At 64.5% G+C, this 14,868-nt stretch carries 11 protein-coding genes; 7 read left to right on the forward strand and 4 right to left on the reverse strand.

Going from position 1 to position 14,868, the window contains the following annotated elements:
• Positions 1–132 precede the first annotated feature (132 nt).
• The gene (locus tag NKI79_RS01720) at positions 133–1,320 is read left to right on the forward strand and encodes an MFS transporter (RefSeq protein WP_352799535.1); all 1,188 of its coding nucleotides are present in this window, start codon (positions 133–135) and stop codon (positions 1,318–1,320) included.
• A gap of 9 nt (positions 1,321–1,329) precedes the next feature.
• Here the strand turns inward: NKI79_RS01720 and NKI79_RS01725 are convergent, their stop codons facing one another.
• Positions 1,330–2,802 (reverse strand): MATE family efflux transporter, encoded by a 1,473-nt coding sequence (locus tag NKI79_RS01725; protein WP_352639763.1) that lies wholly within the window; start codon positions 2,800–2,802, stop codon positions 1,330–1,332.
• Between the two features lie 199 nt (positions 2,803–3,001).
• Here NKI79_RS01725 and NKI79_RS01730 point away from each other — a divergent pair, with 199 nt between their 5' ends.
• The gene (locus NKI79_RS01730; protein WP_352481524.1) at positions 3,002–3,790 is read left to right on the forward strand and encodes a L,D-transpeptidase; all 789 of its coding nucleotides are present in this window, start codon (positions 3,002–3,004) and stop codon (positions 3,788–3,790) included.
• A gap of 147 nt (positions 3,791–3,937) precedes the next feature.
• Here the strand turns inward: NKI79_RS01730 and NKI79_RS01735 are convergent, their stop codons facing one another.
• A complete protein-coding gene (locus NKI79_RS01735; RefSeq protein ID WP_352799537.1) occupies positions 3,938–5,416 on the reverse strand; it encodes an esterase-like activity of phytase family protein in 1,479 nt (492 codons plus the stop codon).
• Positions 5,417–5,724: 308 nt separating this feature from the next.
• On the reverse strand, positions 5,725–6,750 hold the full coding sequence (locus NKI79_RS01740; protein WP_352475350.1) for a LacI family DNA-binding transcriptional regulator: 1,026 nt from the start codon (positions 6,748–6,750) through the stop codon (positions 5,725–5,727).
• Between the two features lie 195 nt (positions 6,751–6,945).
• Here NKI79_RS01740 and NKI79_RS01745 point away from each other — a divergent pair, with 195 nt between their 5' ends.
• The 5 genes from NKI79_RS01745 (at position 6,946) to NKI79_RS01765 (ending at position 11,931) form a co-directional block, all read left to right on the forward strand.
• Positions 6,946–7,980 carry a Gfo/Idh/MocA family protein gene (locus tag NKI79_RS01745; RefSeq protein WP_352799539.1) on the forward strand — a complete coding sequence of 345 codons (1,035 nt, stop codon included), beginning with the start codon at positions 6,946–6,948 and terminating at the stop codon, positions 7,978–7,980.
• Positions 7,977–8,885: a sugar phosphate isomerase/epimerase family protein gene (locus NKI79_RS01750; protein ID WP_352799541.1), complete on the forward strand. Its 909-nt coding sequence runs from the start codon at positions 7,977–7,979 to the stop codon at positions 8,883–8,885. The genes NKI79_RS01745 and NKI79_RS01750 overlap by 4 nt, the downstream gene beginning before the upstream one ends.
• A 105-nt stretch (positions 8,886–8,990) precedes the next feature.
• On the forward strand, positions 8,991–10,001 hold the full coding sequence (locus tag NKI79_RS01755) for a substrate-binding domain-containing protein (RefSeq protein WP_352799543.1): 1,011 nt from the start codon (positions 8,991–8,993) through the stop codon (positions 9,999–10,001).
• Positions 10,002–10,087: 86 nt separating this feature from the next.
• On the forward strand, positions 10,088–10,885 hold the full coding sequence (locus NKI79_RS01760) for an ATP-binding cassette domain-containing protein (protein ID WP_352799545.1): 798 nt from the start codon (positions 10,088–10,090) through the stop codon (positions 10,883–10,885).
• A complete protein-coding gene (locus tag NKI79_RS01765) occupies positions 10,882–11,931 on the forward strand; it encodes an ABC transporter permease (RefSeq protein WP_352799547.1) in 1,050 nt (349 codons plus the stop codon). The genes NKI79_RS01760 and NKI79_RS01765 overlap by 4 nt, the downstream gene beginning before the upstream one ends.
• Before the next feature lie 9 nt (positions 11,932–11,940).
• On the opposite strand, the gene NKI79_RS01770 is transcribed toward NKI79_RS01765, so the two are convergent.
• The gene (locus NKI79_RS01770) at positions 11,941–14,643 is read right to left on the reverse strand and encodes an ATP-dependent helicase (RefSeq protein WP_352799549.1); all 2,703 of its coding nucleotides are present in this window, start codon (positions 14,641–14,643) and stop codon (positions 11,941–11,943) included.
• Between the last annotated feature and the right edge of the window lie 225 nt (positions 14,644–14,868).

Here is a 14,868-nt window from a genome sequence, read left to right on the forward strand (position 1 = left end):
AGCGCCATCGCAAAGCTGCCAAAATTGTCAGGAGCAAGTCGGGGAGGGGGAACGGCTGACGAAAAGAAGGCGTTAGGGTGTCAGATCCCGAACAGCAAAAAGGTCCGAAAAATGACTGCTCACGCTCAAGTCATGACGCGCGATTACGAACTCGGCGGGCGCGCTGCAGCGGCCGCCGTGGCCGCCATGATCGCGGCTCTTTTCGCCGGCAGCACCGCGCTGACGCCGCTTTACATCATCTACAAGCAGGTCTTCGGCTTCTCGCAGATCACTTTGACGCTGGTCTACGCCGTCTATGTCATCGGCAATCTGGCGGCGCTGCTGATGTTGGGGCGTGTGTCAGATGTCATCGGGCGCCGTCCGATGGCGTTGGCCGGAATGGCGGTGGCCGTCGTTAGCGCGGTGGTTTTCCTGTTCGCCGAAAATGTCGCCTGGCTCGACGTCGCCCGAATTCTGAGCGGATTAGGAATCGGCGTCGGCGCGGGTACCGGCACCGCCTGGCTTGCCGAATTGCTCCCGACCGACGACAAGTCACGGGCGGCGACGATTGCCACCAGCACCAATTTCCTCGGTCTCGGCCTTGGTGCGCTGGGGGCCGGGTTGCTCGCCGAATACGCGCCTTGGCCGCTCAGGCTGACATTCGTCGTCTACCTGGCGATGCTCGCGACTGTAACCCTGCTGGTCTGGCGCACGCAGGAAACCGTTTCGCGGCCGGGGAAACTGGCTGACGTTTCGATGCGGCCGCGCCTTTCCGTGCCCGATGCCATCCGCGCAAGTTTCGTTGCGCCGGCGGTGACCGGCTTTGGCGCAATGGCGCTGGTCGGCTTTTATGCAGCGCTCGCACCGAGCATTTTGGCGCAGCAGCTGCAGGTAACCAACCATGCTGAAGCGGGCGCTCTGTTCTTTGAATTGGCGATCGTGACGGCCGCCACCATTGTAGCGACGGCACGTCTTTCGAGCAGAGCCGCGATGTTCGCGGCGCTTGCGCTGATGATTCCAACCGTCGCGCTGATTGTTGCGGCGCAGGTCTTCGCATCGATGGCCACAATGATTGCCGGGACCGCCTTGTGCGGCGTGGCGGCAGCGCTCGGTTATCGCGGCGGTTTGCAAGTGGTAAACGAGATCGCGCCAGCGGACCGGCGCGCCGAAGTCGTCTCGGCCTTCTTCATCTGCTGTTTTTGCGGCAACGCGCTGCCGGTGATCGGCATCGGCGTCCTGTCGACCATGACAAGCGCGACCGTGGCAAGCGGGGCCTTTGCCGGCATGATGGTTATCTTTTCCCTGGTGGCGCTCGGGTTCGGCGCGAAATATGCGCGCTGAGCCGGCCTTTCAGCCGTTCGGCGTCTCGGGCGAAAGATGCGCGCGCTGGCGCGGCACGCCGAGGCCGGTATCCGGCGGTTCGCCGGCAGCCGGCCGGCTCTCGATCATGTGCACGCTGCGCCAACGGCCGAAGCGATAATAGGCCGTGGCCAGCACGAGCGAGGTTATCGAGCCGGCCGGAAAGCTCCACCACAACGCTTCCTCACCGATCGCACTTCGAAAGAAATAGGCGAAGCTGGTGCGCACCAGAAGTACCGAGATCACCAGGATGATCAGCGGCGGCATCACCGCGCCCGTGGCACGCACAGTGGCGAAGAGCACGATGGTGATGCCGAACAGGATGAAGGACCAGGATGCGACTTTGTTGATGTGAGTGGCGATGTCGATCGCTGCACTGTCGCTGCTGAGGAAGAGGCTGAGCACCGCGCGATCGAATACGAACAGCAGCGCGACAAGCACGCCGGTAAGCACAAGGTTGAAGCCGACGCCGGACGCGGCGATGCGGCCGATCCGGTCCCAGCGCCCGGCGCCGACATTTTGCGCCGCCATGGACGAGACCGCGGCGCCGATGGCGAGCGCCGGCATCTGGATATAGGTCCAGAGCTGGGCGGCTATGCCGTAGGCAGCCGCGACCTGCGAGCCGTAGGCATTGACCATGCCCATCACAGTCAGCGCCGCGGACGAGACGACGATCATCTGCAGGCCCATCGGCACGCCCTTGAAGACGACAATGCGCAGCAGCGCCGGGTCCGGCCGCAGCAGAGCAAGATTGGCGCCGGCCAGCCGCAGCGGGTGCTTGCGCGCATAAAGCACGATCAGGATGGCAAGCACGCTTACCGTCTGGCCGATCAGCGTCGAGGTGGCCGAGCCGGCGATGCCGAGTTCGGGGAACGGGCCGATGCCGAGAATAAGCAACGGGTTCAAAATGACGTCGAGCACGACGGCCAGCGCCATGAATAGGAAAGGCGTGCGCGAATCGCCGGCGCCGCGCAGCACCGTCATGACGAAGGACAGCAGGTTCATCATCGGTACGGCGAGAAAAATGATACGCAGATAGGAACGCGCCAGCGGCAACGCATCGGCCGGCGTGCCGAGCGCATTGAGGATTGTATCGACCCAGATCCAGCCGCAGACCGCGAACACCACCGAGACAAGGAAGAAGAAGGTGGCACTGGTGCCGACGATGCGGCGGGCTTCGGGCAGATCGCGGGCGCCGACCGATTGCGCGACCAGGATGGTCGCCGCCATGCCGATGCCGAAGACGGTGCCGAGGATGAGAAACAGCACGAGGTTGGCATTGGACGTGGCGGTCAGCGCCGCTTCGCCGAGGAAACGACCGACCCAGACGGCATTGATTGAGCCGTTGAGCGACTGCAGAACATTGGAGCCGAGCACCGGCAGGGCGAACAGCAGCAATGTACGCGGGATAGGTCCACTGGTGAGGTCGCTGGTCCGCCGGCGTGCGGGCATCTTGTCGTCCATGGCAGGCAACTCGGCGAAGGCTTATCTTGAGTCCGGTCCGCAATGATTGCCGATTTAACGAGACAGGTCGACGCAGCGTTGCGAATTCCGCCTGGCGTGCCTTGATCCAATCATGTTCTCAAAGCTTCCGGAATCGTATATTGATCCTGCACGCGTGGGGCCGCATCTTTCCTAGATCTCATGGGCAAGCCGGGGGTTCATGTCCGATATTCCGCTGTTTTTTGAGCGCCTGAACCGGCGTGCGTTTCTTGGTGCATCCGCTTTGGGCGCGGCCTCCGTGGCTCTTTCGGCGTGCACCACGACGGACGTAGCGGCGCCGCCAGTGACCGCGGCGCCAAGCGATCCGGCTTTCGGCGATGCCGCAAGTATGTATGCGGCGCGCGTCGACGAGGGCTATCAACTGCCGGCAATCCCGGTAGCCAAGGTCGATCCGAAATTCGTGCGCCAAATCGTGTCCGATCCGACCGGAGAAAAACCCGGCACGATCGTCGTCGATACCTCCGAGCACTTCCTCTATCTGGTGCGCGACGGCGGCAAGGCAATTCGCTATGGCGTCAGCCTCGGCAAGGCCGGTTTCGGATGGACCGGCAGCGCCGTGGTTCAGGCGAGGAAGAAGTGGCCGGTCTGGACGCCGCCGCCGGAGATGATCCAGCGCCGGCCGGAACTGGCGAAATACAAGGACGGCATGCCGCCCGGCCCGCACAGCCCGCTGGGCGCACGCGCGCTATATCTCTTCCGCGACGGCAAGGACACGATGTACCGGCTGCACGGCACGCCGGAGTGGGATTCCATCGGGAAGAACGCTTCCTCCGGCTGTGTGCGCTTCATGAATCAGGATATTATCGACCTCTACAGCCGCGTCGACGGCGTCGCGCCGGTCTTCGTGCGCCCGAACCTGTCGGCCGCCGGGAAGATCGCCGCCGTGTCGGACAGGACGGCCGAGCCGATCGATGCGGGCGTGCCAAAGGACGCGGAGATGTTGAGGTAAGTGCCGTCGACGGATCATCAGTCTTAGGTTTTGCAAACCCACTAGAACACAATCCTTGTCCCGGCGAGCCGCAACTGAAGGGCCCGACCGTTCGATCGTGCCAGGCAGGCGGCCGCGGTAGGCGCCTCCGCCGGCCGGGGGGTGTCGCTACTTCCCGGCGAGGCCTGGAAGCGTGACCTGATAGACCAGGAACATCGTGTCGACATCGGCGCCATCTTCGGCCTTGTAGGCCGCGCCGACCTGGAAGCCGTCCTGGGTGAGAAAGTCATTGTCGTTGGCGACGAACAGGAAATAGTCGTCGGGCCGTGTTGGATCGAGGACGCTCACCACCGACATCGCCTCCCACTTCTCCGAAAGGTTGTTGCGGTCATTGGGCGCGCCATTGTGCAGCCCGAAGCGGCCGAGCTCGGTCTTGTCGTTGATGTCGATGAACGGCGTCAGCTTGGCCGGCGTCACCGAGGGATCGAGCTCACCTTTGGGCGCAACCGGCTTGTCCTTGTCGAACTCGGTGCCGGCGATGTCGGTTGCCGCCGACACATCGACGACGCTGATCTCGCGATAGAGCGAGGTGTCGCCCTTCACCCCCTGGCCGTTGCCGCTGTCGCGCGCCAGCATCAGGAAGGTCTTGTCCGACAGAGCCACGATTTCGCTCTGCGCGGCAATCTTGGTCTTGCCCTTGGCATCGGTGAACACCGGCAGCGGCACAACATATTCATGCGCAAGCTTGAGTTGGGCCGGATCCGAGGCATCGTAGACCAGCGCGCGCGTGTTCTGGCGCGTCGAAGCGGAATCGCCGCCATCCTGTCTGGGGGCCGATTGCAGCACAGCGATCAGGAACTTCCCGTCCGGCGTCAGTGCCATGCCTTCGAGGCCCTGGTTGTTCTGACGGCCGGTTTCGGGATCCGTCGGATCTGGGTCTGCCGCGCCCGGTCCCGGATTGTTGGACGCGAAGTTCGGCGTTCCATGACGCATCGGGACAAGCGCCGCCGGCGACTGCGTTGCCGACATCAGACGCCCATCGGCGGAGAAGTGGTAGATGTTCGGACCATATTCGTCCGAGATGAACATGGTGCCGTCGGGCAGCCGCACGATCGCCTCGTTATCGAGCGCGAGCTTGCCGTTGGCTTCGGGCAGGATCGGCATGTCGTCGGTCGCGGCGCGCACGCCGTTGAGCGGATCGAGGCCGGTTGCGTCGGCGCCCTTGTCGTCGGTCAAAAGCATGGTGTCGGCAAGGGTTGCCTTGAGGCCCGACTGTTCCTGGCCGGCGGCTGGTGCCGCACCCGGTGCGATCGGGGCGAATTCGATGGCAATCGTGTTGATGCGCGGACGGTAATCGGTGGTGCCGACGACATTGTAGCCACGATCCGGCAGCAGCCACAGCGAGCCCTTATAGCCATCGGCGCCATGCGTCCAGCCGGCAGCGTCGATCGCCATGCCCGAGCCGGAGCCAAACGTCTCGCCGAACTTGTCCCTTTGGCTGGCCGGGATGCGACCGACACCGACCAGGCCCTTGTTGACGAAGCTGACGCCGCCGACGGTCGCTGCGTTTTCAGCCAAGGCCGGAGTCAAGGCGGTGACCATCGCCAGCGCGACCGCGAGGGACGCGTTTCGGTGCAGGTTTTTCATGGAAATCCTCTTTGTGACAAGACAGCCGAAGCGGGCGTCGCATCGACATGCCGCCAGCGCTTTCCGAAAAAGGTCTAGGACGCGAACATGATACTTGCGTGACAGAGGGCGCTTGTTCCTTCGTCCCTTGTGGGAGAAGGTGGATCGGCACGCAGCGCCGAGACGGAAGAGGGGTGCTGGACGGAGTGCCTCGGTGCCGAGCTGGAGCACCCTCATCCGACCGAGCTGAGCCTGTCCTCTGGCTTGCCGAAGGCAAGACCCGTGGGCTCGGCCACCTTCTCCCCAAGGGGAGAAGGGAAGTGCCACGGTCAGTCGCTGTCGCGCGCGATCAGCTGCAGCGGCCAGACTTCACGGATGATGCGTGCGCCTTCGGCGCCGGCGTAAGCCGGGATCGATGCCAGCAGCATTTCGGCCAGCCGCTCACCCATCGGCTCAAGCGCCGGGCGGAAGCCGGTCAGCGCCGGCGAAAAATAGCGGCAGAGCGGGGTGTCGACGATGACGATCACCGCGATGTCGTGGCCGGGCTTGATGCCCGCCTCGGCCAAAGCCTTGCAGCCGCCAAGCGCCATCGCGTCATTGTTGAAGATGATGGCGGTCGGCGGGTCCTTGGAGCGCATGACCTTCGGCGTCACCGCGTAGCCGCCGGCCTCGTTGATGAAGCCGTCGGCGATCAACTCGGGGTCGAATTCGATGCCGTGCCGCCGCAACGCCTTGCGATAGCCGGCGAGGAACAGATAGCCGAAATTGAGATCGAGCGACGGGCGGATGGCCGCGATGCGGCGGTGACCGCGCGCGACAAGACGATCGACCGCGTCAGCACCGGCTTTTTCGAAGTCGAGGTCGAGCGAGGGGTAGGCATCGCCGCCGGAGCGGCTGCGGCCGAGCGTTGCGAAAGGGAAACCGGCCTGGGTCAGATAGTCGATGCGCTCGTCCTCGCGCCGCGTCCAGGCCAGCACCACCGCATCGGCCCGCCGGGTCTCGACGACACGGCGCAGGCGCTCCTGCTGATAGTCGCCCGGCGCGCCCATCACCACGATCAGGTCGAGTCCGCTTTCGGCGAGCTTGGCCTGCAACCCGGTCAGGAACGGAATGAAGAACGGCTCGCCATATTCCTGATCGCCCGGATGCGGCTGCAGCATGAAGGCGATCGAATGGGTGGCGCCGCGCCGCAAACTGCGGCCGGACTGGTTCGGCGAATAATTCAGCTTCTTGGCTGCATCGAGCACGCGCTGGCGTGTGTCGGCGTTGACGTCGGCGCGGCCGTTGAGCGCGCGCGACACCGTGCCGATCGAAATGTTCAGGTGACGCGCAAGGTCGTGAATGCTGGACGCCAAAGGACAGTTCTCCCCCTTGCTTGGCTAGCACCGGCTGCTCTTCAGGCCAAGCCGGCATCACGTTTTTCGCTATCGGCCGATTGACATTCTACGCCATCGGGTGTGTTCTCGTAAACGTTTACGGAAAAACATTCACGGCCCTGCCGTGAACGCCGTAACGATCGGTCTGGAGGGGCCGAGAGGGAGGAGCACTGGATGATCAATGTCGTCCTGGTCGGCTGCGGCGCGATGAGCAAGGCCTGGCTCGATGCAGCCAGGCAGATCGACGGGCTCGCCATCGTCGGCCTGGTTGATATCGATGTCGAAAGGGCGCGGGCGAGGGCGCGCGAATACGAGCTTTCGAGCGCCATCATTGGAACCGACCTCGACGCCGTGCTCGACCAGACCAGGCCCGACGCGGTATTCGACGTGGTGGTTCCCGCCGCCCGCCGCGAGGTCGCGCTTTCCGCCTTTGCCCATAATTGCCACCTGCTGACCGAAAAGCCACTCGCCGACAGCCCGGACAATGCGCGTGCCATCGTCGAGGCCGCCCGCAGCGCCGGGCGTATCCATGCCGTCGTCCAGAACCGCCGCTATGTCGCCAATGTCAGGCGCATTCGGCGCTTTCTCGATTCCGGCGCCATTGGTGCGCCAACCAGCATCCACGCGGAGTTCTTCGTCGCGCCGCATTTCGGCGGCTTTCGCGAGGAGATGCGCCATGTGCTGCTGCTCGACATGGCGATCCACACATTCGATGCCGCCCGCTACATGGTGGCCGGCGAGCCGGCCGGTGTCTATTGCCAGGAGTGGGAGCCGGCCAATTCCTGGTATTGGCAAGGGTCGTCGGCAACCGCAAGCTTCGACCTCGGCGGCGGCAAGCTGTTCACCTATGCCGGCAGCTGGTGCGCGGCCGGCTTCCGCACCAGCTGGGACAGTACATGGCGGATCGTCGCCGAGCGCGGCAGCATTGTCTGGGACGGCGAGGACGGGCTGAAGGCGGAAGTCGTGCGGCCGGTCCGTGAAGGCCTGTTCGACCGCACCGAACCGATAGCCGTGCCGCCGCTCGACCCGGCCGATCGCGTCGGCGGCCATCTCGGCATCATCCAGGATTTCGTCCGCGCCGTCGAAACCGGCACCGAGCCGGAGACGCGCGGCGCCGACAACATCAAGAGCCTGGCCATGGTTTTCGCTGCGATCGAGAGCGCCGAGACCGGGCGCCGGGTCGCCATCGCTGCACAGGAAGGATCATGATGCCAAACCCGCTGCTTGACATCAGGATCGGCACAATGGTGCGGGCCAATCTCGACGACCCGGCCGCCTATGTCAGGCAGATACTGCCGCTCGGCTTCGAGAGCATCCAGCCGTTCTTCTGGCAGACGCTGGGCGGCAAGGACATTCCGCGGCTAGCGGGCGAGATCCGCGAGGCGATCGGCGATGCCGATGTCATCGTTTCGTCGATCGGCGTGTTCGGCAATCCGCTGGAGACCGGCGAGATCGATCGCGGTGTCCTCCAGGCGTGGGAAACGATCATCGACAACGCGCATCTGTTCGGCACCAATATGGTCAGCGGCTTTACCGGCCGCATTCGCGGCAAGCCGCTGCCCGACAGCCTGCCGCGTTTCCGCGAGGTCTGGGGACCGTTGGCCAGGCGTGCCGCCGACAAGGGCGTGCGCATCGCGTTCGAGAACTGCGCCATGGACGGCAACTGGGCCAGCGGCGACTGGAACATCGCCCACAATCCGGACGCCTGGGAGTTGATGTTCAACGAGTTGCCGGACGACAATCTCGGCCTGGAGTGGGAGCCCTGCCATCAGCTGGTCTATCTGATCGATCCGATCCCGCAGATCCGCAAATGGGCGCCGCGCATCTTCCACGTCCACGGCAAGGACGCGACGGTGCGCTGGGACGTGATCCGCGAACATGGCGTGTTCGGTCGCCTGCCGTTCGTGCAGATGCGCACGCCGGGCTTCGGCGACAGCGACTGGACGCGGGTGATCAGCGAGCTGCGGCTGGCCGGCTACAAGGGCGCCATCGACATCGAGGGCTGGCACGACCCGGTCTATCGCGGCGATCTCGAGATCACCGGCCAGGCGCGTGCGCTGGATTATCTCCAACAATGCCGGGGAGGCGCGAGCTACCTGCCGAACCCGGTGTGAGAACTCGGCCGGCGGGAGGTGCCGGCCAGGGAAAGATTGCGGCGCCTTGCCGAAGCGATCGTCAAAACCCCTCGGCTAGCGAGGGAACAAAGGGAGGATAAGTGCATGAGCATTACGATGAGAAGGACAGTTCTGCGCTCGACCGTCGCGGCCGCGATGGCGCTCGCCGCCGCACTCTCGACCTTGCCGGCGCAGGCGCTCGATGCCCAGTGGTGCAAGGACGTCCATATCCGCTTCTTCGTCGGCGGCGCCGAGGGCGATGCCTTCGGCACGATCGTCTATAATGGTGCCAAGCAGGCGGCAGCCGATCTTGGGCCGAAGGTCGACTACATCTTTTCCCAGTGGGATGTCGAGAAGATGGTGCAGCAATTGCGCGAGGCTGTCGCGGTCAAGCCCCAAGGCATCGCCATGATGGGCCACCCCGGCGACGCCGCGATCATGCCGCTGGCCGAACAGGCACACAAGGACGGTATCAAGATGATGTACCAGAACGTGCCGGTGCCGACGGTCACGGCGGCGTTCGGCGGCGGCTATGTCGGCGCCCAGCAGGAGCAGCAGGGCCGCGCGCTCGGCGCCGAGGCGGTCAAGCTGGCCGGGCTCAAGGCCGGCGACAAGGCGATCATGATCGGCCCGTTCGAGAACGAGAGCCGCGGCGCGCGCGAACGCGGCACAGTCGCCGCGCTCAAAGAGGCGGGCGTCGAGGTCATACAGCTCTCCTCGCCGCCAAGCGGCGAATGGGCTTCCGACCCCAATCTGGCAATTCCGGTGATCACCGCGGCACTGCTCAACAATCCAGACGTCAAGGCGGTCGGCTATCCCGGCGGGCAGATGCTGGGCAACGTACCGACTTACATGCAGGCGGCGGGCAGGAAGCCGGGCGATATCTTCAACTTCGGCTTCGACACCAGCCCGCAGATCGTCGAGGGCTTCAAGGGCGGCTGGGTGCAACTGACAGCCGACCAGCAGCCGTTCCTGCAGGGATATCTGCCGATCCTCAGCCTCTGCCAGCAGGTGGTGCTCGGCCTTGCGCCGATGAATGTCGACACCGGCGCCGGCTTCGTCACGCCACAGAATTACGAGATCGTCGCCGAGCTCGCCAAGCAGGCGCTGCGCTGACCTCCCAAGCCGTCGGCCGGGATCGAGCCCGGCCGGCGGGACCGCCGGCGAAAAGGCCGGCACGCGAAAATCAAGCGAGGATCGCCATGGCCGAACGCATCATCGAACTGCGCGACATCAGCAAGTCCTATGGCCAGGTCTATGCGCTGGGCGGGGTCAATCTCAGCGTCGATCGCGGCGAGGTGGTCGGCCTGATCGGCGATAACGGCGCCGGCAAGTCGACGCTGATCAAGATCCTGTCCGGCGTGGTCAAGCCGACCAGCGGCGAGATTCTCGTCCGCGGCAAGCCGGTGACCGGATGGAACCCTGCGCGCTCGCGCGACGCCGGCATCGAGACCGTGTTCCAGGACCGGGCGCTCGCCGTGCAGCAGACCATCGTGCGCAATATCTTCATGGGCCGCGAACTCACCGGCTGGCTTGGCTGGCTGAAGGTCAACAAGGAGATCGCGGAGGCGAGCCGGCTGATGCGCGAGATCGGCTTCACCTCGAAAGTGTTCACGCCACAGTCGATCGTCGGCCAGCTCTCGGGCGGCGAACGCCAGGGCGTGGCGATCGCGCGGGCCATCTATAAGAAGGCGGAGCTGATAGTCCTCGACGAACCGACGACGGCGCTATCGCTGACCGAGACCGCCAAGGTCTTCCACTTCGTGCGCCAGGTGCGGGCGAGCGGGCGCTCGATCCTGTTCATCGGCCACAACATCCACCACGTCTTCGATATCGCCGATCGTTTCGTGGTGCTGGACCGCGGCAAGGTCGCGCTCACCGCCGACCGCAGCGAGGTCAAGTCGGCCGAAGACCTGATCAACTTCATGGAAGACGTCGCCCACCCCAGCGGATTGCCGGGGTTGCACGACGTGGCCGATGCGGGGAGGGCGGCACGATGAGCAAGACCATGGAACCCGATCTGCAGAGCCCCCTCGGCACCACGCATGGCGAAACCGCCGGGAAAGAGTGGCGACACCCGTCCGACAATTGGCTGCGCGGGTTCATCCTCGACAACCGCGCCGCACTCGGCACGTTGGCCGTGTTCATCGTTATGATGGCGGTGTTCATGATCGCCAATCCGACGGTCTTCACCACCTGGTATCTTTACAGTTCCGTGCTGACCACGCTGCCGGTGGCGTTGTTCGTAGTTGTGCCGCTGGTCTTCGTCGTCACCTGTGGCGAGATCGACCTGTCGTTTCCGGCGACGATGGGCTTTGCCTCATGGGTGTTCGCGCTGGTCGTGCAGGCCGGCTACGACCCGTTCCTCGGCATCGCCGCCGCAATGGTCACCGGCATGCTGCTCGGCTTCCTGGTCGGCTCCCTGGTCGTCTATGGCGGGCTGTCGTCGCTGATCGCCACGCTCGGCATGAATTTCCTGCTGCGCGGCCTGATCCAGATCATCAACGAGGGCAGGTCGACGGCACTGACCGGCCTTGCCGACAGCTGGGCCTACAAGATCTTCTCCAGCCAGCTTTATGGCATTCCGGTGCAGATCTTCTGGGCCATCGGCTTCGTCGTGCTGTCGGCGCTGCTCTACAACCGCCATCGCTTCGGCGCGCAGGTCAAGGTGGTCGGCGACAATCCCGACAGCGCCCAGCAGATGGGCATTGACGTCAAGCGCGTGCGGGTAAAAGTGTTCGTCTTCGTCGGCATTGGCGCTGCGATCGCCGGCACGTTTTCGGTGATGATCAACTTCACCTGGTGGCCGACGGCTGGCGACGGATACCTGCTGCCGGTGCTGGCATCGGTGTTCGTCGGCGGCACGCCGACCTGGGGCGGCATCGGCACGGTGGTCGGCGGCGCGATCGGCGCGGTCACGGTCTCGTTCATCCAGACCGGCGTCGTCGCGGCGGGACTGAGCGGCTTCTACGTCCAGTTCTTCAACGGGCTGATCATCATCCTGTCGCTGCTCGGCCATAAGTGGAACCAGGCGCGGTATCGGTGACCGGCGGCCTCACACTCCCGTGACAAACCCGTCCAGTACGCGTTTCTGGCCGGCCTTGTCGAAGTCGATGGTCAGCTTGTTGCCTTCGATGGCCGAGATGTTGCCGTTGCCGAATTTCTGGTGGAAAACGCGGTCGCCGACGCTGAAGGGGGACGGCGTGTCGGCGACGGATTTGGCGACCAGCTCGCCGTCGATGGTGCGGCCCTTGATCGAGGTGCGGCCGGCGCCGTAGCCGGAGTCGGTTTCGCCATAGCCGATGCGCTCGACCTGGTGACCGGAGCGCGTGCCCCAATTGCGGTCGGTCGCCTCGGTGCGGTTGGCCTGAGCACGCTGCCAGCCCGGCGTCGCATAGGTGCTGGAGAAAGCGCCGGATTTCTCGGCGCCGTTATTGCTGCCGATGTTGTCGAAGCGCGATGCTCCATAGGGGTTCTGCCTGCCCGCCCCTTGGCCGCCACGACCGGAGGCGAACGAGCCGCCACCATAGGCATTGCCGTAGCCGCCGTAGGAGTTGCCGCTCTCGGAGACTTCGATATGGGCTTCCGGCAGTTCTTCCAGGAAGCGCGACGGGATGGTCGACTGCCAGAGGCCGTGGATGCGGCGGTTGGAGACGAACCAGATGTGCAGGTTCTTCTTGGCGCGGGTCAGGCCGACATAGGCGAGGCGGCGTTCCTCCTCCAGCCCGGAGCGGCCACCCTCGTCGAGGGAACGCTGATGCGGGAACAGGCCTTCCTCCCAGCCGGGCAGGAACACGGTTTCGAATTCGAGGCCCTTGGCCGAATGCAGCGTCATGATGTTGACGGCATCGAGCTCGGCGTTCTGCTCGGCGTCCATCACCAAGGCGACATGTTCGAGGAAGGAGCGCAGCGATTCATACTCCTCCATGGAGCGGATCAGTTCTTTTAAGTTCTCGAGCCGACCGGGCGCTTCAACCGAGCGGTCGTTCTTCCACATGTCGGTGTAGCCGCTCTCCTCCAGTATGGTCTCGGCGAGCTCGGTATGCGGCGTGGTTTCCAGCGCCTTCTGCCAGCGTTCGAAATTGGCCGATACTTCGCGCAGTGCCGCGCGCGGCTTCGGCTTCAGCTCATCGCTCTCGGCGAGTTTTGCCGCTGCCTCCAGCATCGGGATGCGCAGCGCGCGTGCGGTATCGTGGATCTGGCGGATGGTGGCCTCGCCCAAGCCGCGTTTCGGCACGTTGACGATGCGCTCGAAGGCGAGGTCGTCGGCGCCTTGCGCGACGACGCGGAAAAAGGCCAGCGCATCGCGGATTTCCAGCCGCTCATAAAAGCGCGGGCCGCCGATGACGCGATAATTGAGGCCGAGCGTGACGAAGCGGTCCTCGAATTCGCGCATCTGGAAGGAGGCGCGGACGAGAATCGCCATATCGTTCAAATTGTGCTTCTGGCGCTGGTAGGCCTCGATCGTCTCGCCGACGGCGCGGGCCTCCTCCTCGGAATCCCACGCGGCGTGGACATGCACCTTCTCGTCGTCCTCGGCGATCTTTTCGGTGAACAGCGTCTTGCCGAAACGGCCCTCATTGTGGGCGATGAGGTGGGAGGCGGTGCCGAGGATGTGCGCGGTCGAGCGGTAGTTGCGCTCCAGCCTGATGATGGTGGCGCCGGGAAAATCCTTGTCGAAGCGCAGGATATTGTCGACCTCGGCGCCGCGCCAGCCATAGATCGACTGGTCGTCGTCGCCTACGCAGCAGATATTTACGGTGGACAGGCGCGGGCTTCCCTCCCCCTTGAGGGGAGGGTGGCCGGGCAAAGCCCGGTCGGGTGGGGTCCGAGCGGCAGTGCTCGACCCCGTGGCGGTGCCTTCTGCGGCAACCCCCTCCGCCCGCTTCGCGGGCACCTCCCCCTCAAGGGGGGAGGATTGCGGCCGTTGTGCCAGCAGCCGCAGCCACATGTATTGCGCGGTGTTGGTGTCCTGGTATTCGTCGACGAGGATATATTTGAAGCGCTTGTGGTATTCCTTCAGCACGTCCGGATTGGCGCGGAAGATGCGGATCGGGTGGCATAGGAGATCGCCGAAGTCGCAAGCGTTCAGCGTTTGCAGCCGTTCCTGATAGGCCTTGTAGAGCTCGCGGCCCTTGCCGTTGGCGAAGGCACGGGCATCGCCCTCGGGGATGTCGGCGGGACCGAGGCCCTTGTTCTTCCAGCCGTCGATCATCTGAGCGAACTGCTTGGCCGGCCAGCGCTTGTCGTCCAGCCCTTCGGCCTGGATGAGCTGCTTGATCAGGCGCACCACGTCGTCGGTGTCGAGAATGGTGAAGTCGGATTTGAGCCCGGCCAGCTCGGCGTGTCGGCGCAGCAGTTTGACGCCGATCGAGTGGAAGGTGCCGAGCCACGGCATGCCCTCGACATTGCCTTCGCCGATCAACAGGCCGATGCGCTGCTTCATCTCGCGCGCCGCCTTGTTGGTGAAGGTGACGGCGAGGATCTGCGAAGGGAAGGCCTTGCCGGTGGCAAGGATGTGGGCGATGCGGGTGGTGAGCACCCGCGTCTTGCCGGTGCCGGCGCCTGCCAGCACCAGCACCGGGCCTTCGGTGGTTTCCACCGCCAGCCGCTGCTCGGGGTTGAGGCCGTTGAGATAGTCGGGCGCGTTGTTCTGGTTGCTGCGGGCAGCCATGGCGCGCGCGGCAATGCCCGACGGGGCCACAGGCCGCGCGTTCGGTTCGTCAAAAAAGGGCATGTCTTCCGAAAAGCCGGACATCTCTCCCCGAATGTAGTGATTCGGCAGCGAAAGGCCAGAAGCGTCTCCGTTTTGTTCTCTGTCCAGTCGGTAGACTCACAATCTGAATGGGTCTGCTAACCAAAACGCCGGGCTTGCGATGAGCCGGCGCTGCAAAACGCCGAGCTTGCTTGACAGGGGAGGCGGGCCGGAGAAAGTTGTGCTCGGGGCAGGAGCGCAATGCCGGGTTGCCCATGGACGCGTCGC

The sequence above is a fragment of the Mesorhizobium sp. M0340 genome, assembly GCF_040321535.1.
In the GTDB taxonomy this organism is placed as follows: Bacteria; Pseudomonadota; Alphaproteobacteria; order Rhizobiales; family Rhizobiaceae; genus Mesorhizobium.